The following is a 20,484-nucleotide window of genomic DNA, read 5'->3' as shown; positions in this document are numbered from 1 at the left end:
GCTGCTCGTGCTGGGCCTTCTGATGAAAGGATAACATGACCGACATCACTGTTCCCCGGCTGATTGCCCAGATCCTGGAGCTGCCAGCTCTCGATTACGTCGCCCGCTTTGCCCTTGCGTCGCCATTCCTGATGAGCGGCGTCGTGAAGCTCTTCGACTTCGGCGGCGCCGTGAACGAGGTCACGGGTCTGGGCCTCAAGCCTGCCGCGCCGATTGCCGCCGCCGTGATCGTTACTCAACTCGGCGGATCGATCCTGTTCCTCACGCCACGCTACTGCTGGCTAGGCGCCGGTATTCTGGCAGGCTTCACGGTCCTGGCGACGCTGCTCGCGCATCCCTTCTGGACTTTCGAAGGACCGGACCGGGGGCGTCAGATCGCCACCTTCTTCGAGCATGTCGCCATCGTTGGCGGGTTCGCCATGGCGGCTCTGTTCGCCAACGGAGGGAGTCCGTCATAGTGACGCCGGCCCAGAACTCCATGCCGGAACGATCCCCGGCTGCCTTGACAGGCACATTCGCGCCACTGCGGTATGGGCTTTTCGCGGTGATCTGGGCCGCCATCGTGCTGGGCAACATCGGCACCTTCATGCGCGATGTCACCTCTGCTTGGCTCGTCACCGACCTTTCTCCCTCGCCAGCCGCAGTTGCCATGGTCCAGGCCGCCGGCAGCCTGCCGTTCTTCCTCATCGCCATTCCAGCTGGAGTTCTGTCCGACATTCTTGACCGGCGCCGCTTTCTGATCGGGACCCAGGTCGGGCTCGCACTGGTGAGTGGCGTCCTCACCTGTCTCGTTTGGACCGGTACGGTCTCTGTCGCGAACGTCGTTACCCTCACGTTCCTCGGCGGGGTATGCACAGCGCTGGCAGCTCCGGCTTGGCAAACTATCGTGCCCGAGCTCGTTCCCCGAGCAGATGTCAAAGGCGCCGTAGCGCTCAGCTTGCTCGGCATCAACGTCGCCCGCTCCATCGGTCCGGCACTCGGCGGCTTCCTGCTCGCCGCCTTGGGGGGCGCGGCCGTCTATGGAATTGCCATCCTCAGCTATGTCATCGTGAGCGCAGCGCTGCTGTGGTGGCGGCGCGATCCCGATGCCGATGAAGGCCTGCAGGAGCACTTCGGCGGTGCCCTGCGGGCGGGCCTGCGCTACGCTCGCGCCAGCCGTGAACTGCATCGCGTCCTCTGGCGGGCTGCCGTATTCTTTGCCTTTGCGAGCGCCGTGTGGGCGCTCCTCCCCATCGTGGCCCGCCAGGAGATCGGCGGTGGCCCCGGCTTTTATGGCCTGATGCTGAGCGGCATCGGAGCCGGGGCGATTGCCGGCGCACTGCTGCTGCCCTGGATACGCGCCCGCCTCGGGCAGGACCGGCTGGTGCTGATAGCATCGCTGGTGGCGTCCGCGGCTACGGTGCTTCTGGCGCTCACAGACTGGGAGGTGCTGGGGATTGCCGCGGCCTTTGTGCTTGGCACGGCCTGGATTTCAATGCTGACCACGCTGAACTCCACAGCGCAAGGCATCCTCCCGAATTGGGTCCGCGGCCGCGGACTGGCGATCTACCTCACAGTGTTCAACGGCGCGATGGCGGCGGGCAGCCTGGGCTGGGGCTTCGTGGCCCAGGCGATCGGCACGGATGCCGCCCTGCTCGTCGCCGGGGCCGGATTGGCCGTCGTGGCCGGCGTTGCCTATCGGGCCATCTTACCAAGCGGAGAGGGCGACCTCACGCCTTCTCTGGGCTGGCCCGAGCCCGCTCTTGCCGAGCCAGTGGCGTGCGACCGAGGGCCCGTTCTGATCACGGTGACCTACCGCATCCGGCAGCCCGACCGGCCCGCCTTTCTGGCGGTGCTCGACCGCCTCTCGGAGGAGCGCCGCCGCGACGGAGCCTACGCCTGGGGTGTCTCCGAGGATGCCGCAGACCCGGAGCGCGTGGTCGAGTGGTTCTTTGTTGAGTCCTGGGCTGAGCATCTGCGCCAGCACCGGCGTGTTTCGCAGGCGGACGCCGCTATCCAACTCAAGGCCCACCGCTTTCATCAAGGGCCGCAGGAACCGACAGTCCAGCACCTTTTGGCACTCAATCCACGCCGGTCAGCAGCATTGACCAGCGTTCACTAACTGGAGGAGGATCCATGTCGGACATTGCATCACTTCTAACCCCGTCTGAGTGTGCGATGCTGGTCATCGATCACCAGGCCGGCCTAGCGTTTGCCGTGGAGTCGATCGACCGTCAGACGCTCCTCAACAATAGCGCCGCCCTGGCCCGGACCGCCGTAGTCTTCGGCCTTCCCATCATCGCCTCAACGTCGGCGACAAAGGTCTACAGCGGTCCTCTGATGCCTGCGATCCAGAAGGTCATCCCGGACGTGCATGCGATCGACCGCAAGAGCATGAACGTCTGGGAAGACGAGGCGGCCCGCGCGGTAGTCGAGTCATTCGGCCGGAAGCGCCTTCTGGTCTCCGGCCTCCTGACGGAAGCTTGCGTCTCATTCACCGTGATCTCCGCGTTGGCGGAGGGTTACGAAGTGTACGTCGTTGCGGACGCATGTGGAGGTCTGACTCCCACAAGCCATGATCTTGCTCTCCGCCGAATGGAATCTGCAGGTGCACGCATGACATCCTGGATCCAGGTCCTGCTCGAGCTGCAGCGCGATTGGACCCGTCATGAGACCTATGACGGCGCACGCTCGATCGTGGAGACCTATGGGGGAGGCTACGGCATCGGCTTGAGCTATGCCCGCGACATGATCAAGCCTCCAAGCAAATAGGCCTAAACCTTCGTATGCCTTCGACTGGACCTCGAGCTATGTAGTCGCCCGGGCACTCCAGAGTAAAACTACGACAGCGGACCGTCGGCATACGCCGGCCCGCCGCATTCTCCTTCGAACCAGATTGATCTTGCATGGGGAGGGAACGATGAGAATTGTTGTGGTAGGTGGTACCGGACATATCGGCTCCAGGCTGGTTAAAGCGCTACAAGATTGCAACCAGAATGTAGTGGTTGCCTCACGGTCTTCAGGCGTCAACACAATCACCCGCGAAGGACTGGCTGAAGCATTGAACGACGCTCAGGTCGTCGTCGATGTGACGAACTCTCCGACGTTCCAGGATGATGTTGCACTGGAATTCTTTCTTGCATCGGGACGAAATCTTCTGGCAGCGGAGGAAGCCGCTGGCATCCAGCATCACGTTGCCTTGTCTGTCGTCGGTACCGATCGTCTGCCGGAGAGCGGCTACTTCAGGGCGAAGATGGCACAGGAGAACCTGATCCGTGCCTCGCGTATACCCTATACGATCTTGCGATCGACGCCGTTCTTTGAGTTCCTCACCGGAATTGTCGAAAGTGCTGCCGACGGCAACGTGCTTCGCCTGTCGCCGGCTCCTATTCAGCCCATCGCGGCCGATGACGTTGTGGCAGCCTTACGCGAGATCGCAATGGGTCGGCCGCAGAACCGCGAGATTGAGATCGTCGGTCCGGACAGGTTCGGCCTCAATGAGATTGCCGAACAGATCCTGACCGCCAACGAAGATGACCGAATTGTCATTGCCGATCCTCGGGCCTTGTATTTCGGTGCGGTGCTGCACGACGATACCTTGGTTCCAGGTGATCATCCGCGGTTTGCGCCAACACGCTTCGAAGACTGGCTGAGATCGTACGTGGCCGATGAATTACCTGTGGCCTTTTAACACGCGATTGAGCACGTGGCCATCGGAGCAAGGCCCTCAGGCATTCGGATCAGAGGGAAGCGGGTGGAGTAATGTTCAAGCACAGCGATTACGTGCCTAAAACCCGACACGAGCGGTGGATCGAGGCGAGATTGCCGATCATCCGCTTTTCACATGAAACCGCAGTGTCGTACCCAGTGCCGCGGAACCTGAACTATTTCTGGACCTTCGGCGGAATACTAACGTTCATGCTCGCGGCGCAGATCGTCACGGGCATCGTCCTCGCGATGCACTACGTGCCGAACTCTGATTTGGCATTTCAGTCGATCGAGCGCATCATGCGAGACGTCAATTATGGATGGCTCATCCGATATCTGCATGCGAACGGCGCGTCGATGTTCTTCATCGCGGTCTACGTGCATATCTTTCGCGGATTGTACTACGGATCCTACAAGGCGCCCCGCGAGATCATCTGGATCCTTGGCATCACCAACCTCCTGATCATGATGGCGACTGCGTTTCTGGGCTATGTCCTACCCTGGGGGCAGATGTCCTTCTGGGGCGCGACCGTCATCACCAACCTCTTCTCGGCGATCCCGCTCGTGGGCGAAACGATTGTCCAATACCTTTGGGGCGGCTATTCGGTTGGCAATGCAACCCTGAACCGGTTCTTCTCGCTTCACTATCTGCTGCCATTCATGCTTGTCGGCACTGTCACACTTCACGTCTGGGCGCTCCACCACGTGGGGCAGAACAATCCGACAGGTGTGGAGATTACGGATTTCAGAAAAGATACAGTGCCCTTCACCCCCCATGCGACCCTGAAGGATCTCTTTTCCATCATCACTTTCATCATCTTCTTCGCCTATTGGGTGTTCTACATGCCGAACTATCTCGGCCATGCGGACAACTACATCCCGGCGAACCCGGCCGTCACGCCGGCGCACATCGTACCCGAATGGTACTTCCTGCCGTTCTACGCGATCCTTCGCGCCATCCCGGACAAGCTCGGCGGTGTGATCGCGATGGTCCTAGCAATCGTCATAGTGGTGTTCCTGCCTTGGATCGACACCTCGAAGGTGCGCTCAATGTCCTATCGTCCGATCGCGCGACCGCTGCTCCGGATGTTCATTGCCGCCTTCATCGGCCTTGGATACCTCGGCAGCATGCCGGCCGAGGGCGGCTACGTGATCGCCGCGCGTATCCTCACCATGCTCTACTTCGGGTACTTCGTTGCCTTGCCGATCGTCGGCTTGTTTGAAACCCCGCTGCCGCTGCCCCTATCGATCAAAGAGTCTGTGCTCGCCCGTCACAAGACGCCTGATCTCTTGGTTGGTAGGCCAGCCATGCGCAAGCAAAAAACTGCGAGTGGTTAGACATGTACATCGGTCGACAGTATAAAATCACCGACTTTCTCGCTTGGACCAGATGGGAGACCGGCTGGATCATCTCGTGGTCCTTGCTCGTCACTATCATCCTTCAAGTCACGAACTGGCATTTTCTAACGGTGCCGTCGTCCATTCTGACCCTTGTAGGATCGGCACTCGCAATCACTCTCGCATTCAAGAACCAGCAATGTTACGCGCGCTTCAACGAGGGTCTTACGCTGGCGGGGCAGGTAAGCGCGACCAGTATGGTCCTGGCCAACAGGTTGATGTCAATGGTCGGCAGGCCAGATGCCGCAACACCCAGCCCGGGGCTGAAAGAGATATTTTATCGCCATTTTGCGTGGCTGACTGCGTTGCGCTTCTACCTGCGCGAAGGCAGATCCTGGGAGAATACGTTTGATCCGGGAAACGTGAGCTTCCTTGCCAGGACTCCAAGTCCTGAAAGCCATTCTGCCCTTGGTGAGGAGCTGAAGAACTATTTGTCGGATGCCGAGGTGCAGAAAGTCATGACGCATCAAGGCGACAAGGAGAGTCTAATTCTTCATTGGCAGTACGAAGCCATCAGGGATCTCCATGCTAAAAATCTTGTCAACGAATACCCTTTTACCCTGCTAGCAGCTGCACTTGATGATCTTGTCCGGTTGCAAGGTGCTTTGAAGCGGGTAAAAAACTATCCCTACTCGCGGAACTACTATTCAATCGCGGTCATCTTGGTGAAGATCTTTGTCCTGTTCGTGCCATTCGGCCTCTACCCGGATGCCCGGGAGTTGGGCGCGACAGCCGGGATTGGGGATTGGACAGCCTGGTTGAACCTGCCGTTCAGCGTGGTTGTCGGCTGGATTTTTATTTCAATGGAGAAGGTTGGGGAGAACTCGTCGAACCCGTTCGAAGGAAACTCCAACGATGTCCCGATTTCATCGATCACGCGGCGAATTGAGATGGAGATGCGGATCATGATCGACGGGAAAAGCGACCTTAAGCCAATCGAGGCAAAGGACAGAATCCTGTTCTAGTCTAGTCAGAGCATACGCGCCCACGTCGGGTCTAGGATCGACACCATGGTGCCAAATTGCAGGACCGCAGCCTCGGACGACTGGACGCATAAAGGAGAGAAGCTCGCAGCATGGCTGATCGGTCCGGCACGCCTGACTGGTGACGCCGTTGCGGTGACCTCCGGGCTCGCAGAACAGTTAACCGCGATGGGGGTTCCGTTGCACCGGCTGCGCATCGCCATGCGCGTCGACAACCCGCTGCTGACGGCTTGGGGTATCATCTGGGCACCAGAGACAGCGGCCGAGATCTTCACCATCAGCCAAGCCCTCCGCGATTCCTCCACTTACGTCGGCAGCCCGTCTCAGCATGTTATGGAAACCGGAACCTGGTTCCGGCGGCGGCTCGACCAGCTTGAGGCCGACGATCACACGGTCCTCCATGAGTTGGCGAATGCTGGCTTTACAGACTATGTCGCGGTGCCGGTGACTTTCGGGAATGGGATCATTCAACCGGCGATGTTCGCCACGCGGCACGATAGCGGTTTTGCTGAGAGCCACATCGCTTTGATCAAGGGCCTCTCCGTTCCCCTCTCGGCTGCGCTGGAAGCCATCGCCATGCGCCGTTCGACTGCAAGTCTGCTGGCCACCTTCCTGGGCGAGGGCCCGGCCGCGCACGTACAGGCCGGAGCGATCCACCGCGGCGACATTGTCGAGACCGAAGCGGCCATCCTGCTCACTGACATGCGCGGGTTCACACCTCTCTCGCTGACATCGCCCCCATCACAGCTGCTGGCCACGCTGGGACGCTATTTTGAGGCCGTGGCCGATGCCGTTCGGGCGGAAGGAGGTGATGTTCTCAAGTTTCTGGGTGACGGAGTCTTGTCGATCTTCCAAGTGGCCGAGGACGGCCGCACAGCTGCCTGCACAGCGGCTGTTCGCGCCGTCTCGCGGGTCATCGCCTCAGCCCGGGCCGAGGATCTGCCCCCCTTCGTTGCTGCCCTGCACGTTGGACCAGTGATGTATGGCAATATAGGTAGTCCCACTCGTCTGGATTTTACGGTGGTTGGGACGGCGGTGAACATCGTCAGTCGTCTGGAGGGGATCGCCAAGGCGAGCGGAGAGACGGTGGTTTGCTCAGAGATCTTCGCCTCTGCCGTGCCGGCGACGCTCAGTCGAACCATAGGCCGGTTTGAGATCAAGGGGTTAGACGGCGAGCACGACGTTTTTGCCGTGGCTGTCGAACAAGTTAGCTAATGCCACTTTGACTTGATCATGAACAGACGCGCTGCGGTGGCAGGGCGCCGCTGTGCCACGGACACTCGCGAGCGACAGATGGGGTGGGCGACGATACTAGTTGGTTCGTGGAGGCCATCCAGATTGAGCAGACGGTTCTGTTGCAGCTTTGGAGCTTCCTTCCACCCAAGCTATGAAAGGATGAGGTTGAGAGGGGCTCATGGTGGCGACAGGCAAGAATAACCCGTTCAAGGGTCGGCAGTTCACGGCGGAGACCATTCTGTGGGCGGTGCGCTGGTACCTCCAGTTCCCGATCAGCTATCGCGATCTTGAGCGCATGCTTTCTGACCGAGGCGTGCAAGTGGACCATACGACCCTGTTTCGCTGGATTCAGGCCTATGCCCTCGAGATCGACAGGCGCATCCGTCCGCATCTGCGCATGACGAATGGCTCCTGGCGCGTGGTCGAGACATACATTCGGGTGAAGGGTCATTGGGTTATCTCTACCACGCCGTCGATGCCGCCGGGCAGACCATCGACTTTCTGCTCTCACCTAAACGGAATACGGCTGCCGCCCGGCGCTTCTTCCGCAAGGCCTTGAAGCAACCGCATACGGTCAATCCGCGGGCGATCACGGTCGACAAGAATGCAGCTTACCCCATTGCGATGAAGGCTATGAAACGAGATGGCGAACTCTGGCGCTTTGCCAAGCTCCGGCAGGTGAAGTTCCTGAACAACATCGTCGAGCAGGATCACCGGCGCATCAAGCGGCTGGTCAGACCTGGGCTGGGCCTCAAGAGCTTCACGTCCGCCGCGCGGACGATTGTCGGCTACGAGGTCATGGCGATGATCTGCAAGGGGCAAGTGGCGTGCGCACCAGCGACCGACATGAAGGCCCAGGGTGACTTCATTACGGCTCTGTTCAGCGCTGCCGCCTGATGTGCGTCCCTACCCGGCATTTACTTGACCGATGCCAGGAGTTGCAACAGAACCGTCATCGACGAGGACCTGCCCCGGAGGATGATGTTTGACGCCCGATACCTTAATTGGCCAGAGATTGACCGCGTACCTCGAAGCGCGAATTTGGCCTTAGCGATATTCCCCGAAGACTGGTTGAACCGGTCGTGTCCTCCGGAGACGGCCTCGGCAACTGATCGGCGCCCGCCACATTGCTGACTGCGCCTACGGAGCGATGCTCCGGATCAAGCCTCGACAGAAGGCCAGGGTCGAACAGCTCCTCCTGGATCGATCCATCAGTCCGGATGATCGTCTTGATCCCGGTCTCGGCATCGAGGAAAACCGACTTGACAGGTGCCTTTCGGGTATTGCCCGTGCGAGCTGGTTCAGCAGGGTCACGGATGTTCGGTGCCGACGGCGGTGCTGCATCGGGAGAATCGGCAGTGGTCTGCTGCGCCGCGGTGATCCCCGTCGGCTCGCTGGCATTGTTCTTTGCAGGCCTTGCGACACTCTCATCCTTGATGGCCGCCGGAGAACGTTGATCTCTGCTGGCTGCCGCAGCCTGCTGCCGATCCGAGAGGATCTTCTCAAGCTGTGCCTGAGCCTCTGCGGCCTCTCTTTGAATCTGCGATCCGAAAACTGCGACTAGAGGATTGCTCGCACGTTCTGCGGCGGCCTTGGCTTTGGCAGCCTCAGCGACTTTCGCCGCCTCAATTTGCTTGCGAGCCGCCGCGGCCTGGCGGCGATTGTTTGTGTCGTATGAATACCGCTGGCCGTTGATCTCGTAGAAGACGGTTTTCGCCTCCACACTCCCCATCAGAGTTCCGAGCGCAACAACTGAAACCCCGAGCGTCGTGAATAGCCTGCTCATTCGAGCTCCCTTTGTTGTCCAGCCAGCATAAGATTCGGTTAAGGATTGCGGCAACTCTATGGCACGCCCCTTGCTCTCGGATGTTCCTGACACATTGCCTCGAGGCAGTGGCGCGCAAGATGTGCCTGATCAAAGCCCTGGCGCCTGGTCCGGCCACATTCCAGCCTTACTGCACCGCTTATCTCTCAGCTTCAGGCTGTCATCACGGCAGATACTGGAGTTTGAACGAGGACTGGAACCGGATACACGATGAAGCTGGAACGAAAGAACTTGACGCCAGCGTTCGATACGAGCGCCACTTTGCATCGGCTTGAACGTATCTTGAACGCATGATGCTCGCTTCCATCGCCCTCATGAAGCGTCTCAGGCGACAGCAGCGCAAGCACATTGGTCGCCGCGGCGTAACCCAAGCCCGTGAGCACGGGGATGTCCAGCCGCAAAATTCCGTCCATATACCGCAGTGAGAAGCCGCCGCTAAAGTCCGATCCTCAGAGATCCCGGCGGCAGACCCTTCGGCCTGCATCGTTTTACACGACGGGACGCATACGCATCGTCTCGTGAAGCAGTCGGACCTCCCTAGGAAGTCCGGCACCATGCCCTATCCCATCTGCCCAATCTGAAAGGGACCGTATGCCGACCCGACGCTTCTTGATTGCATCTTCATTGGCCCGTCTTGCCCGCAAGGAACTCGGCGGAAGCCGGGTGACCGAGGGCTATTTCCCCACTCGGCCGGACCGAAGCTCGCATGTCCAGATCGAGGGGGAGAAAGGCCTTCTCGTGCTGAGCACCAATGTGTCCGGTGCGTCTCCTGCCGAAGAGCGCACGGAGGTTCCGCAGGCCCATGCAGCTGCGTTGATGGATCTCGTTGCGGGCAAGACCGAGTATATACGATCCAAACTGCCTGTTGCCGGGCGGGACATCGTCCTCGATCACTTCGGTGCCCCGGGACTGGTGGACGTGATCTCGGTCGAGTTCCAGGAGGAGACTGAGTCAAGCGCATTCATCCCTCTGCCATGGTTTGGACCCGAGGTCACCGCCGACGCGGGATATCAGAACCGTTCCATGGCTCTTCAGGGATTTCCCGCCCTGCCGGAGATTCCCCTCCCGAGCGAAGCGCTCGACAGCATGTTGGATGCTCTTGAATGCTTCGATGAATCTCCGTCGCCTGAGACAATCTCTTCCGCTGAAGCTCCCCTGATCGTGGCGGATTCAGAGATCCCGTTACTCCCGGCTCCAACGGAACAGCCGTCATCTGAAGAGGATCGAAAATCGACCTTAAGGGCGATCCGCTCGATGCAAGTCACCACAGCCGAGGGGCCGGAGAACGCTAATCTCGACATTGAGGCTGAAGTCGCCAGAGAACTGACCCGCTCTCTCAGACGCAGGAACGACCGTACCTTGGCGCGGGTCAGGTGAGCATTCGTCAGACAAAAGCCGCTGCCGAATCCCTCCGTTTCCCATAGCAAGAGCAGCGGCCGTCATGTTCGCATAGCAGCCGAAACTCGCCCGAACTCCCAAGAACGCTCCGTCGTGCGGTTCACGAGCCGAATCAGCGTGACACTCGTCACCCAGGCTCGACAGAACGGGTGACGAACCCCATTGTGGAACAGTTTGGGATACCGCCCGAATGCAGCACGCCTGCATTGAATCAGCGCTTTTAACAGCTGGTTAACCATACCGGCCACATCCTCATGCGGCCCACAATCAGCACACTGGTTCGTCCCTTTTAACAGCAATGGTCCAAGGCAGTCATGATCTCCACCAAGAGCGTGAATGATAAACTCAGGATGGTCGAGCAAATCCTGTCCGGAATCGAGAACGGCGGTGGAGCGATCCACCTGCGCGATTTAGCGTCGCTCCTCGTCGAGATGATAGGTGCGTTCGAGCGTGATCCAGGCCTCGAAGCCGCTACCGATGATCTTTATGCGGCGGCCGAGCGGCTCGTGCGCGATCGGCATGTCGGTGTCCAACCTCTAGTCAGAAAACTGCGCCTTCTCAGTGATGCTCACGCGCGGTTCCGCCATCGCATGGAGGGTATGGCCGATCGGGTCGAACAGCGCGAGCAACGAGGGAATTGTGAACCGATCTCTCTCAAGGCGGCCTGACTGCATTCGGTTCGTGGCTGCGATCAGAATGACATCGAACGACGCTTCTTGGCCCTTAGTCTCCCATAGGCCGGAGAATAACGGTCCTGTCGCAAACTCGTTTTTTACCTGCCACTACTAGCGGACCCGCGCGGCCCGGCCCGTGCAGAATCAATTGGTTAGCGCCCCTGCCGTAAGGGCAAAAATGGCGCGAAAAAGCCTAAATCTCGAGTCTGCGGCAGAACCGTCCAAGGAGATGGTAGTTTCAAGCCAGAGCCAAGGGTCTGTCGACGTCCGTTAACGTGACAACACCCGATGAAGGGGCGCGGGAGAACATGGCCCGAAAATCCGAACTTTGATACCTCTATGACCATTGAGGTATCACGGCGGACCTAGGTGTGATCGACGGCCACACCTCTTTCGGCCATCATCTCCTCGAGATTGCGCATGCTAAGGTTATAGGCCCGGTATCACCGGATGATCGAAATGCCTGCCCTTGAACACCATGCCCTCCGTCACTGAGACGTCAGACACGGTAGTTGAACCTGTGAAACAAACTGTTTGTGACGGACCCTGTTGATGCACTTCACCTTGAGCCGGTCGAGGCCTCGGATTCTGGAATAGACCGAATGACGCTGCTTCCAGATGATCCCTTCGAGCTTCAGGGCGCGCAGGCTCGGGCGAAGAAGGCCTTGCCGTCAACAACCCGGTGCTCGCTTAAGCGAACGTTGGCCAAGGCCTCGGCAAGCAGCCGCTTTCGCTTCTCAAGCACCGATCCGCAGAGATCGACTCCGTTTCTAGATGACAGGCGCCAACTCGATGCCAGCTGCTTGCTCTTCTCTCGCTGCAGGCGTGACCATCGCAGATGTAATTTGCGCAAGACTGAGACGACCAAGTGAATTGCCTTTCGAGTCGACAACTACAATCTCACTCTGCTTCGACTGCATGAGCTTTCTTGCCGCCGCATCAAGTTTCGTTCCTGCCGGCACCATTATCGCTTGGGCTGGCCCACCTGATCCAAGCGGGCTCATGACTGTTTCAACATGAATCACTCGGCCGCGGTTCACCTCCTTCACGAAATTAGCGATATAATCGTCAGCAGGACGCAACACGATATCTTGGCTCGTGCCTTGCTGAATAATCTCTCCGTCCCGGAGGATAGCTATTCGATCACCAAGCCTAAGAGCTTCGTCGAGATCGTGAGTGATGAACACAATCGTCTTTCTGATCTCTTTCTGAAGATCAAGCAGCACCGACTGCATATCCATCCTGATCAACGGATCCAGGGCCGAATAAGCTTCGTCCATAAGAAGGATTGGCGCGTCATTGGCAAGCGCCCGAGCTAATCCTACGCGCTGCTGCATGCCGCCAGAGAGCTGGTTTGGGTACCGTTTCTCGAAACCCTTGAGACCGACCCGCTCAATCCAATGCATGGCAGCGTCTACCTGCTTAGCGCGCGGCACGCCCTGAACTTCGAGACCATAGACCGTGTTATCCAGCACGGTCCGGTGCGGCAGGAGCGCAAACTTTTGGAAGACCATTGCTGTTTGATGGCGCCGGAAGTCCCGCAACTCGCGCTTGTTCATCTTAACGACGTCTACGCCGCCCACGATCACCTCGCCCGCAGTCGGATCGATGAGCCGATTAATGTGGCGAATGAGCGTCGACTTTCCGGAGCCAGAAAGCCCCATGATGACTTGGATCGAACCTGATGGCATGCTGATATTGATGTTCTTCAATCCGAGCACATGCCCGTAGCGCTCGTTCAATTCCGTTTTCGTCATCCCTTTCTTTACATGGTCGACGTAGGCTGCTGCAGAAGCCCCAAAGATCTTGTAAAGGTTCTTGATCTCTATGCCGTAATTGGATTTGACAGGGTTAGCCATGTATGACCTCCCTGTGCTTCTGCAGACGGCGTCCGTAGGCTTGGCTGACGCGGTCGAAGATGATCGCAATTCCAACGATAGCGAAGCCATTAAAAACTCCCAGCGTAAAGTACTGGTTGGCAATTGCCTTAAGAACAGGCTGACCGAGGCCCTGTACGCCAATCATTGATGCAATGACCACCATGGCAAGCGCCATCATGATCGTTTGGTTGATACCGGCCATGATGGTTGGGAGCGCGAGAGGCATCTGAACGTTCTTGAGCCTCTGCCAGCCAGACGATCCAAAAGCATCGGCTGCTTCCAGAACATCCTTGTCGACGAGACGGATGCCGAGGTTCGTCAAACGGATGATCGGCGGAATAGCGTAGATCACGACGGCGATGAGGCCAGGGACCTTGCCGATTCCGAGCAGCATGACGACGGGGATGAGATAGACGAAGCTCGGCATCGTCTGCATGATGTCGAGAACAGGGTTGACGATGCTCTGGAGTCGATTGGACAGAGACATGGCAATGCCGATAGGAATACCAATGGCGATTGCAAGGACGGTGCAAACGAAGATCATCGAGATTGTCCGCATCGTGTCGGCCCACATGCCGAAATATCCAATGAGGAGAAGAGTAGCGACGCAACCGAGAACGATTTTCCAACTGCGGCTGGCGAACCATGCTATCGCTGCAATCAAGAGCAGAATGATTGGCCAGGGCGTGCCTGTCATGAAGCGCTCACACTGAACCAAAAAATACTGCAAGGGTTCGAAGAACTCCTCGATGCCATCACCATAGCTGCGTGTGAAGGCACGGAAGCCATCATCAATTGCTTTCTTGAGAGCCGTGAGCGCTTCATCGTTCATATTTGGAAATTTGGACAGCCAGTCCATGACGTTTCCTTCTGAAGAGGCCGACGTAAGTCGCTTGTTACTTTGCGGCCGGGGAATGCGACGCGCCCTCTGGCGCGCCGCACCAAGTCAGGGCGCGGTCTGACCTCTCGGCGGGATTTGAAGCCGCACGCTTCTATTTCTTGTCGACGCCCTTTGTGACTTCTTCACTGCTGGCCAGGTCATCACCATTTTGGCAGTCACCCTTGTCCACGGTGGTTTGATTACGGCTATAAAGACGACCTTATCCTTTCAACAGCGTCCGGCGTCACCCATCCGCTCCAGATCTCTTGATGCTTGCGGAGAAATTCACGTGCCCCTTGTTCGCCCGTACCTTGATTGTCGGTCATCCAGCTCAGCATTTCACTGACAACATCGTTGTGCAGGGCTCGCTTCCGGAGGTATTCGATCGCGGGGCCGCCCTTAGCATAGAATTTTCCGGACACGGCGGTCTCGATGATATCCGATGGCCAATCATTCGGGACAGGATTGGGACAGTCCGCCACCGTGTTGCAGCGCGTCCATTCTTCCTTATTGAATGGGGCGGCATGACTGAGCTTCACCATCCTGTATTTCCCGAGGAGCGGTGTAGGCGACCAATAGAACCCCACCCAGCCGACCTTCTGCTCATAGGCTTTGATCAGGGAGGCGTCGAGCGCCGCCGCCGTTCCTGTCGAAACGAGTTCAAATCCGGAATTGGCGGCATTATAAGCCTTGTAGTATTGCGCGGTGATCAATGTGCCCGCCCATCCCTCGGGACCGTTATAAATCCCGCCCTTCGATTTATCTTCAGGCGCAGGAAATAGTTCCGGATGCTTGAGCACCTCCGGAATCGAGGTCAGATTCGGATGCTTCTCTACAATATATTGCGGTATCCACCAGCCAAGTTGTCCTCCATCTGGCAATGAGCGCCCCAACGAGACGATCTTTCCCTCTTCCTTTCCGCGCTTGAGGATATCCGGCAGAAGCGCGATCCAGTTTTCCGGTACGACGTCCGGTTTTCCTTTCTCGGCCATGGTCGTCAGGGTCGGCACCAGGTCGCCTGCGACGAGGCTCGCATTGCAGCCATACCCGGCGCCCAGAATGATCTTGTCGATGTTCGCCAGGAGCGATGCGGACGGCCAGTTCATCTCGGCGATTAATACGTCTCCGCAATCAGCAGCCTGTGCACCACCGACAGCCAACAGAAACGGCAGCGTCAACAGCAAACGTTTCATATTAGTCCTCCCTCTTTGATTATGCTTGACGGTCTCTGCTATTCAAGGTGTGTAGACGAGGAGGACGATGGCGCCAGTCTTACTGCCCGCCGTGTGGTTGGTTCCGCGTTCGCGGATGACGAAATCGCCCGCCTGATAGGTGCGCGTCTGGTCGTAAAAGGTGCCTTCGATTACATAGATCTGTTCCGTCTGCTCGTGAGCATGGCTCTCGGCATGTGCGCCGGCATCGACCTTCATCAGAAACGTCAGTTCACCCGCACCGGCGTTCTCGTGCAGCGATTTCAGCCAGAAACCTTCGCTGCCGCCATATTCCCAATCCAGTTTAGCGCTTTCGACAGTACGAAAGGACCGAACATTGCCGTCCTTCGTTGCTTCCATGAATATCTCGGTCATCAGATCACCCATTGTTGCGACAACCGAAATTGAGCCTCCAGGGCCGGGTGTGGGTCAACGGCAGTAAAATTTCCACCTTGCATAACATGTTGTTATGTGAGTAATTTCTAGGGGATTGGAGCTGAGCCGCATTGAGCACGTTTCGGCGAAATATCCCGTCCCTCTCTGCGCTTGTAACCTTGGAATCGGCTGCCCGCCTTCTGAGCTTCACGGAAGCAGCGCGAGAGCTCAATGTCACGCAACCAGCGGTGAGCCGCCAGATACGTGATCTGGAGAAGAGCCTCGGTTTCCCGCTTTTTATACGACGGCACCGGTCGCTGGACTTGACGCCCAAAGGTCGGCAGATGGCCGATGCTCTGACTCAGTCAATCGAGCACATCGTAAACACCTGGCTGGAGATCAAGGACGATAAGGCCGGTGGGCATCTGAGAATGTCCGCCTATGTTGCCTTCTCCAATCTTTGGCTGGCGCCGCGCCTGTCGCTGTTCCGCGCTGAGAATCCTGACCTCAGCATCGTTATCGAAACGCGAGACCAGGACACCGATCTTCGTAGCGGAGAGTTCGACATCGCACTGCGCTTCGGCAACGGGCAGTGGCCGGACGGAGAAGCCACATTTCTTTTCAGGGATAATATCGTGCCGGTATGCAGCCCTGGGTATTTCGAAACCGGGGGACCCATAACCAACGCCAGCGACCTCAGAACGCACCGCATAATCGACTACAGCCGCGGCGGGAAATCATGGCAGGGCTGGCCAGACTGGACGAGGTTCGCATTCGGGGAAACCCCGGACGTTCGCGTTGATACCTACTACAGCTACTACATGGATGCCGTCACTGCCGCGGTCGAGGGGCAGGGCGTATTGCTGGGCTGGAAGGCAATTATTGAGAAATACCTCGCGGCCGGCGCTTTGATTCCGATTTCGGATAGGATCATGGAAAGCTCATCTGCGCACTATGTCGTCGTCAGGCGCGATCGACCGGTGATGGGACCGGCCGAAAAGTTCAGGACTTGGATAGTCGCTGTGTGTGAAAGATACCCGTTGTCTGAACGAATGTGACCTGGAGCACCGCGCAGGATGAACAGGTCCGAGAGCATGTCGATAACATGGACGGCTTTCAACTTCCGGCTCACTCGGATCGCCAGGCATTCGCGCGTGAACTCATCGATGATGTTGAGCATACGGAACTTGCGGCTGTCAGGCATGCGATCCACAACGAAGTCGTATGCCCAAACCTGGTTGGGATATGCTGGCCGCAGACGGATGCAGGATCCGCCAGTGAGCCAGAGCCTTCCTCTCTTCGGTTGTTTACTCGGCACTTTGAGCCCTTCCCGCCGCCAGATCCGCTCCACCCGCTTCTTGTTCACCAGCCAGCCGGCGTCTCGCAGCAGGGCTGTGATGCGCCGACAGCCATAGCGGCCGTACTGGTGGCCAGAGCAATGATATCGGCCGTCAAAGCCGCTTCATCTTCCGCTGCTTGCGGATCTTGCGCTGGGTGGAACGGTGCCGGCCCAGAACCCGGCAGGCCAGCCGTTCTGAGACGCCGTACTTGGCGATCACGTGATCTACACAGGCGCGACGGCGGGCGGGGCTCAGTACTTTCCCGAGGCGGCTTCCGCGAGGATCAGCTTTTCCAGGGTGAGATCCGAAACCGCCAGGCGCAATCTGGCGTTCTCCATCTCGAGTTCTTTGAGCCGCTTGACCTGATCGGACTTGAGCCGGCCCGTACTCGGAAAGCCACCTGTAGTACGTGACCTCCGTCACACTGATCTGCCGGATGGCCTCCGCCAAGTCCGGCCCGGCGCGGTCAGCACGTCCACGTGCCGCAGCTTGGCGACGATCTCTTCGGCGGTGTTCCCCTTCTTGCCCATGTCTCAGTCCTCCTTCGGCTCAAAAGCCATACTTCAGAGAGGATCACTTTTCAGCGGCAGACCAAGAACATTCTGCGCGCCGTAGGACACGGGACGCAGCGGACAAAGGGTGGAATTCCTTGATGCGAGCTCACAATCGGCGCAGCATTTTTGAAGATGGCCAACTCCGTCGGGAGAAGGTTCACATGAGTTACTTGGCTCTGGCAGGTCTCATCGTACAGGCTGTTGTAACATCGCGACCTGGATACACACAGGAACAGTCTCTAGTCGGTCCTGATTGTCGTCTTGCTGTTCAGGAGCTGTCCCGTATCTCATCCTGTCGAGCGGGTTGCCTCGATGGCAAAAGCGAAGGCGGTATCACTGAGTGTTTGCTCTCGTGTTTCGAACGGCGCGAGCGCGCAGCCAACGCCTTGGGGCAGTGTGCAGCCAAGGACGAGGCGTTACGCAATAGGCTTTTCTCGCTGATGTTCATGCAGTCGGTCGGTGGGGGCGGATTGGGCTTCAGTTGCCCGGTCTTTGAGGAAAAATGTACCTGCACAGGCTGGTTCGACTGTAAGGCCCTTGAGAGGGCGTGTTGCGCCGAGCCAATCGACAGCTGCCAAACGCCCCCGGTGGACCGCAATCCTGCTCCTGCAAGAAGGCAAGCAAGTGTGGACTATCGGTGGCTCCATTCTGATGTCATGCAGGATCCCGATCAACAGTGGCCTGCGGGGCTGGTTCACGTGGGGTCGAGAGAGGCGAAGCAGGCTTGGGTCAAAGTCAGATCAGCCCAGAGGGGCATCTAACTTTCAATCAGAGGGTCCTGGGTTCGAGCCCCAGCGCGCTCACCATATCTCTCAATGACTTACCGGCGCATTGAGAACGGACCATCAAACTTGCAGAATTTTCCGTGCGCACCCCGTGCACACCAGACGGCTGCGAATCTTTGTGAGGCTCCTAGTGCACTCTCGATTTTGAGAACGGGCGCGGATCCAGAGCGGATCGCAGGGACACTCAGAGTCGCTTTGATGTTTGATGTCCACGCATCTGGCCCGCCGTCAGCTGCCAAACGATCCACCGATCTTCAGCTCCGGCCGGCAGAAGAATGCCAAGACGTGACAGGGTGGTTGCCCAAGCGGCCACTGCATTGGCCGGGTGGTCAAAGGATGTTCCGTCCGCCCGAATGGCGGCCGCTTCCGCCTCCGTGAGCCCGCTGAACCGGCGGCGCAACCAACCCCGCTGCCGGATCTTCCGCATGGCACCGGCGGTTGTGATTAGACCTTTGCCTCCCGAGGCAGCGATATCCATCGCATCTGCCAGAATAAGGGCCTGCCAGTCGCGTGGTGGAACCGTGAAGCAGCCGATCCCTGGGACTTCAATGCCAACGGCATAAGCCAAGTGACGGCCGACGATCCGGTCGTACGCCGGACAGGACGTTCGCATCGAGCGGATCTCCGCACAGGCGGCAACGTAAGCCCTCCGTAAGGGAGCGGCTGCCTGAGCCAGAACCTGGTCCCGCTCCCGACAGCGTTTCTCCCGCTCAGCTTGCGCTGCGCGGAGCTTGGGGTTGTGCAGCCATTTCCGTGGTGCCGTGGTGAGGATGGCCTCCTCGAGATCTGCGCGAGAGGTGTCGCGAGGGAGCCCTGACAAATCGATTTCGATAGCAGCCACATCCATGGCACCGATCCGGGCGATCTTGGCCTCATCGCAGGCATGCGTGACCAGAAATTCGACCAGGAGGTGACGGTCGCCCTTGCGGACAATCACATCGGGGACGATCGCGCCAAGCTTGCTTTCCAGGAGAGCAGCATCGAAGTGATAGGTCCCTCCTGGGTATCCGACCCATCTGCTGTGACCCTCACCAATCACCAGGGGCGGGAGCTCGAGTTCAAGACGGCGGGCGAGCACCTCCTTGGCAAATTTGTGCAGAGCCGTTTCCGGACCAGTTTGGCAGGGCCGGCCGTCCTCGACTCCATGATGTCCGAAGTGATGGTCTTGCTTGTTGCCTTTGCGGGCGACGAGACGGGTACCGCATCCTGGGCAGACGCAGTTGCATTCAAGACCGGAGGTGACCTCCGAGATGTGAGCCATCGTGCCGTCTACCCGCTCTCCGAACACGAGGCTCTCCCGCCCGTCGCGACAGGCAAATCCGGTCAGAGGGCGTACCTCAGCGGCCGTTGATGACTGCATTGGGTTCATCGGGTGTCGTAGCAAACTCACAGGTCTCGATGTCGATGGGCCACGGGACTTGGCAATCGACGAAATAGTGCCCGACTCTAGCTGTTCAGGGCACCTGGTGTCGATTGCTCAAGGAGGAGCTTATGGCGGAAGCACCTGAGAACCTACCCTCTGGCGCCAGCAGGGTCGCGCAGACCTATCCTGCTGTCTGGACGGCCTTTGCCGCCCTGGGGCAGACCTGTGCCGAGGCCGGTCCGATCGAAGGCCATACGCTTCGCCTCGTGAAGCTGGCGCTGGCCATCGGGGCCCTCTCTGAGGGTGCCGTCCACTCGCACACCCGTCGCGCTCTTGCTGAGGGTATCTCCAAGGACGAGCTCAAGCAGGTGGCGCTGCTTGCCATTCCGACGCTCGGATTCCCGCAGGGTGTCAAGGCGCTAACATGGATCGAGGACGTCACCAGCCGAGAGAGCAAGCCATGAAGTCTAGCTCGTTGGTTCCAGCGCACAGGTGCTAGCCGCCGATGGTGGAGGTCACCGGGAATATCTTTAAGCACATCCTCAGCGAGGCGGGGGATGAGGAGTTCACAGAGCTCCTGGCCGAGGAGGGGCTCAGGATCGAGAGAATCGTCTCCACAGGGCAAGCAAACCCGCCTGGGTTCTGGTACGATCAGGCATGGTCCGAGTGGGTGTTGGTGCTCTCCGGATCGGCTGGCCTTCTGTTTGAGGACGAACCTGCACCCAGAGAGCTGAAGAGAGGGGATTATCTGCTCATCCCGGCGGGGAGCCGCCACCGCGTGGAATGGACAGATGCGACGGAGCCGACGATCTGGCTCGCTGTTCACTTTGGCTCATCCTCTCTCAACCGAGAGGCTGCGCCTGATAACGCATCGTTCTAACTTGCTCCTAAATCC

General features: G+C 58.6%; 18 protein-coding genes and 3 pseudogenes. 13 read left to right on the top strand and 8 right to left on the bottom strand.

What is annotated here, in order from left to right; genetic code table 11:
* The first annotated feature begins 35 nt into the window (after nt 1-35).
* The 8 genes and pseudogenes from AA309_RS26545 to AA309_RS33610 all read left to right on the top strand — a co-directional run bounded on the left by AA309_RS26545 (nt 36) and on the right by AA309_RS33610 (nt 8,201).
* Entirely contained in the window at nt 36-458 is a 423-nt protein-coding gene (locus AA309_RS26545) for a DoxX family protein (protein WP_047192023.1), read from the top strand.
* A 20-nt stretch (nt 459-478) separates the two neighbouring features.
* Entirely contained in the window at nt 479-2,101 is a 1,623-nt protein-coding gene (locus AA309_RS26540) for an MFS transporter (RefSeq protein WP_047192032.1), read from the top strand.
* Between the two features lie 14 nt (nt 2,102-2,115).
* The gene (locus tag AA309_RS26535) at nt 2,116-2,751 is read left to right on the top strand and encodes a hydrolase (protein WP_047192022.1); all 636 of its coding nucleotides are present in this window, start codon (nt 2,116-2,118) and stop codon (nt 2,749-2,751) included.
* 148 nt (nt 2,752-2,899) lie between these two features.
* Nucleotides 2,900-3,670, top strand: coding sequence for an SDR family oxidoreductase (locus tag AA309_RS26530; RefSeq protein WP_047192021.1), 771 nt, complete (start codon nt 2,900-2,902; stop codon nt 3,668-3,670).
* Nucleotides 3,671-3,741: 71 nt separating this feature from the next.
* The gene (locus AA309_RS26525) at nt 3,742-5,025 is read left to right on the top strand and encodes a cytochrome b (RefSeq protein ID WP_047192020.1); all 1,284 of its coding nucleotides are present in this window, start codon (nt 3,742-3,744) and stop codon (nt 5,023-5,025) included.
* A 2-nt stretch (nt 5,026-5,027) separates the two neighbouring features.
* Complete coding sequence (locus AA309_RS26520) at nt 5,028-6,050, top strand: bestrophin family protein (protein ID WP_047192019.1); 1,023 nt, start codon at nt 5,028-5,030, stop codon at nt 6,048-6,050.
* 45 nt (nt 6,051-6,095) lie between these two features.
* Nucleotides 6,096-7,283 (top strand): adenylate/guanylate cyclase domain-containing protein, encoded by a 1,188-nt coding sequence (locus tag AA309_RS26515; protein WP_047192018.1) that lies wholly within the window; start codon nt 6,096-6,098, stop codon nt 7,281-7,283.
* Between the two features lie 199 nt (nt 7,284-7,482).
* A pseudogene (locus AA309_RS33610) lies at nt 7,483-8,201 on the top strand (IS6 family transposase).
* Nucleotides 8,202-8,304: 103 nt separating this feature from the next.
* Here AA309_RS33610 and AA309_RS26500 read toward each other — a convergent pair.
* On the bottom strand, nt 8,305-9,090 hold the full coding sequence (locus tag AA309_RS26500) for a hypothetical protein (protein ID WP_150117781.1): 786 nt from the start codon (nt 9,088-9,090) through the stop codon (nt 8,305-8,307).
* Between the two features lie 630 nt (nt 9,091-9,720).
* On the opposite strand from AA309_RS26500, the gene AA309_RS26490 reads away from it, so the two are divergent.
* Together AA309_RS26490 and AA309_RS26485 are read left to right on the top strand one after the other, a co-directional pair.
* Nucleotides 9,721-10,506, top strand: a complete 786-nt coding sequence (locus AA309_RS26490) for a hypothetical protein (RefSeq protein WP_052955026.1) — start codon at nt 9,721-9,723, stop codon at nt 10,504-10,506.
* 371 nt (nt 10,507-10,877) lie between these two features.
* Nucleotides 10,878-11,195, top strand: coding sequence for a hypothetical protein (locus tag AA309_RS26485; RefSeq protein WP_150117779.1), 318 nt, complete (start codon nt 10,878-10,880; stop codon nt 11,193-11,195).
* Between the two features lie 374 nt (nt 11,196-11,569).
* Here AA309_RS26485 and AA309_RS34710 read toward each other — a convergent pair.
* From AA309_RS34710 to AA309_RS26465, 5 genes and pseudogenes are all read right to left on the bottom strand, one after another.
* Nucleotides 11,570-11,678: pseudogene (locus AA309_RS34710) on the bottom strand (IS6 family transposase); the annotation flags it as partial.
* A gap of 293 nt (nt 11,679-11,971) precedes the next feature.
* Nucleotides 11,972-13,060: a quaternary amine ABC transporter ATP-binding protein gene (locus AA309_RS26480; RefSeq protein ID WP_047192014.1), complete on the bottom strand. Its 1,089-nt coding sequence runs from the start codon at nt 13,058-13,060 to the stop codon at nt 11,972-11,974.
* Nucleotides 13,053-13,940: an ABC transporter permease gene (locus AA309_RS26475; RefSeq protein WP_047192013.1), complete on the bottom strand. Its 888-nt coding sequence runs from the start codon at nt 13,938-13,940 to the stop codon at nt 13,053-13,055. The genes AA309_RS26480 and AA309_RS26475 overlap by 8 nt, the downstream gene beginning before the upstream one ends.
* 227 nt (nt 13,941-14,167) lie before the next feature.
* On the bottom strand, nt 14,168-15,154 hold the full coding sequence (locus AA309_RS26470; RefSeq protein ID WP_047192012.1) for a glycine betaine ABC transporter substrate-binding protein: 987 nt from the start codon (nt 15,152-15,154) through the stop codon (nt 14,168-14,170).
* Nucleotides 15,155-15,196: 42 nt separating this feature from the next.
* Entirely contained in the window at nt 15,197-15,559 is a 363-nt protein-coding gene (locus AA309_RS26465; protein WP_052955025.1) for a cupin domain-containing protein, read from the bottom strand.
* Between the two features lie 119 nt (nt 15,560-15,678).
* Between AA309_RS26465 and AA309_RS33605 the strand changes: the two genes are divergently transcribed.
* Nucleotides 15,679-16,605: a LysR substrate-binding domain-containing protein gene (locus tag AA309_RS33605; RefSeq protein ID WP_084731689.1), complete on the top strand. Its 927-nt coding sequence runs from the start codon at nt 15,679-15,681 to the stop codon at nt 16,603-16,605.
* Here AA309_RS33605 and AA309_RS26455 read toward each other — a convergent pair.
* Together AA309_RS26455 and AA309_RS26440 are read right to left on the bottom strand one after the other, a co-directional pair.
* Nucleotides 16,584-17,417 (bottom strand): annotated as a pseudogene (locus tag AA309_RS26455) (IS3 family transposase); the annotation flags it as partial. The gene AA309_RS33605 and the pseudogene AA309_RS26455 overlap by 22 nt on opposite strands.
* Before the next feature lie 993 nt (nt 17,418-18,410).
* Nucleotides 18,411-19,586, bottom strand: a complete 1,176-nt coding sequence (locus AA309_RS26440) for a competence protein CoiA family protein (RefSeq protein WP_047192011.1) — start codon at nt 19,584-19,586, stop codon at nt 18,411-18,413.
* Nucleotides 19,587-19,717: 131 nt separating this feature from the next.
* Here AA309_RS26440 and AA309_RS26435 point away from each other — a divergent pair, with 131 nt between their 5' ends.
* Both AA309_RS26435 and AA309_RS26430 read left to right on the top strand, forming a co-directional pair.
* Nucleotides 19,718-20,053: a carboxymuconolactone decarboxylase family protein gene (locus tag AA309_RS26435; RefSeq protein WP_047192010.1), complete on the top strand. Its 336-nt coding sequence runs from the start codon at nt 19,718-19,720 to the stop codon at nt 20,051-20,053.
* 41 nt (nt 20,054-20,094) lie between these two features.
* The gene (locus AA309_RS26430; RefSeq protein WP_047192009.1) at nt 20,095-20,469 is read left to right on the top strand and encodes a cupin domain-containing protein; all 375 of its coding nucleotides are present in this window, start codon (nt 20,095-20,097) and stop codon (nt 20,467-20,469) included.
* Nucleotides 20,470-20,484: the final 15 nt, after the last annotated feature.

The sequence above is a fragment of the Microvirga vignae genome (assembly GCF_001017175.1).
In the GTDB taxonomy this organism is placed as follows: Bacteria; Pseudomonadota; Alphaproteobacteria; order Rhizobiales; family Beijerinckiaceae; genus Microvirga; species Microvirga vignae.
Note: the sequence above shows the minus strand (reverse complement) of the source record. Positions and strands in the feature narration are given on the sequence as shown.

What these genes read in the sequence shown, in the direction of transcription:
- AA309_RS26545 (WP_047192023.1), top strand. Translation starts at nt 36, where the DNA reads ATGACCGACATCACTGTTCCCCGGCTGATTGCCCAGATCCTGGAGCTG.
- AA309_RS26540 (WP_047192032.1), top strand. Translation starts at nt 479, where the DNA reads ATGCCGGAACGATCCCCGGCTGCCTTGACAGGCACATTCGCGCCACTG.
- AA309_RS26535 (WP_047192022.1), top strand. Translation starts at nt 2,116, where the DNA reads ATGTCGGACATTGCATCACTTCTAACCCCGTCTGAGTGTGCGATGCTG.
- AA309_RS26530 (WP_047192021.1), top strand. Translation starts at nt 2,900, where the DNA reads ATGAGAATTGTTGTGGTAGGTGGTACCGGACATATCGGCTCCAGGCTG.
- AA309_RS26525 (WP_047192020.1), top strand. Translation starts at nt 3,742, where the DNA reads ATGTTCAAGCACAGCGATTACGTGCCTAAAACCCGACACGAGCGGTGG.
- AA309_RS26520 (WP_047192019.1), top strand. Translation starts at nt 5,028, where the DNA reads ATGTACATCGGTCGACAGTATAAAATCACCGACTTTCTCGCTTGGACC.
- AA309_RS26515 (WP_047192018.1), top strand. Translation starts at nt 6,096, where the DNA reads ATGGTGCCAAATTGCAGGACCGCAGCCTCGGACGACTGGACGCATAAA.
- AA309_RS26500 (WP_150117781.1), bottom strand. Translation starts at nt 9,090, where the DNA reads ATGAGCAGGCTATTCACGACGCTCGGGGTTTCAGTTGTTGCGCTCGGA.
- AA309_RS26490 (WP_052955026.1), top strand. Translation starts at nt 9,721, where the DNA reads ATGCCGACCCGACGCTTCTTGATTGCATCTTCATTGGCCCGTCTTGCC.
- AA309_RS26485 (WP_150117779.1), top strand. Translation starts at nt 10,878, where the DNA reads ATGGTCGAGCAAATCCTGTCCGGAATCGAGAACGGCGGTGGAGCGATC.
- AA309_RS26480 (WP_047192014.1), bottom strand. Translation starts at nt 13,060, where the DNA reads ATGGCTAACCCTGTCAAATCCAATTACGGCATAGAGATCAAGAACCTT.
- AA309_RS26475 (WP_047192013.1), bottom strand. Translation starts at nt 13,940, where the DNA reads ATGGACTGGCTGTCCAAATTTCCAAATATGAACGATGAAGCGCTCACG.
- AA309_RS26470 (WP_047192012.1), bottom strand. Translation starts at nt 15,154, where the DNA reads ATGAAACGTTTGCTGTTGACGCTGCCGTTTCTGTTGGCTGTCGGTGGT.
- AA309_RS26465 (WP_052955025.1), bottom strand. Translation starts at nt 15,559, where the DNA reads ATGGGTGATCTGATGACCGAGATATTCATGGAAGCAACGAAGGACGGC.
- AA309_RS26440 (WP_047192011.1), bottom strand. Translation starts at nt 19,586, where the DNA reads ATGCAGTCATCAACGGCCGCTGAGGTACGCCCTCTGACCGGATTTGCC.
- AA309_RS26435 (WP_047192010.1), top strand. Translation starts at nt 19,718, where the DNA reads ATGGCGGAAGCACCTGAGAACCTACCCTCTGGCGCCAGCAGGGTCGCG.
- AA309_RS26430 (WP_047192009.1), top strand. Translation starts at nt 20,095, where the DNA reads ATGGTGGAGGTCACCGGGAATATCTTTAAGCACATCCTCAGCGAGGCG.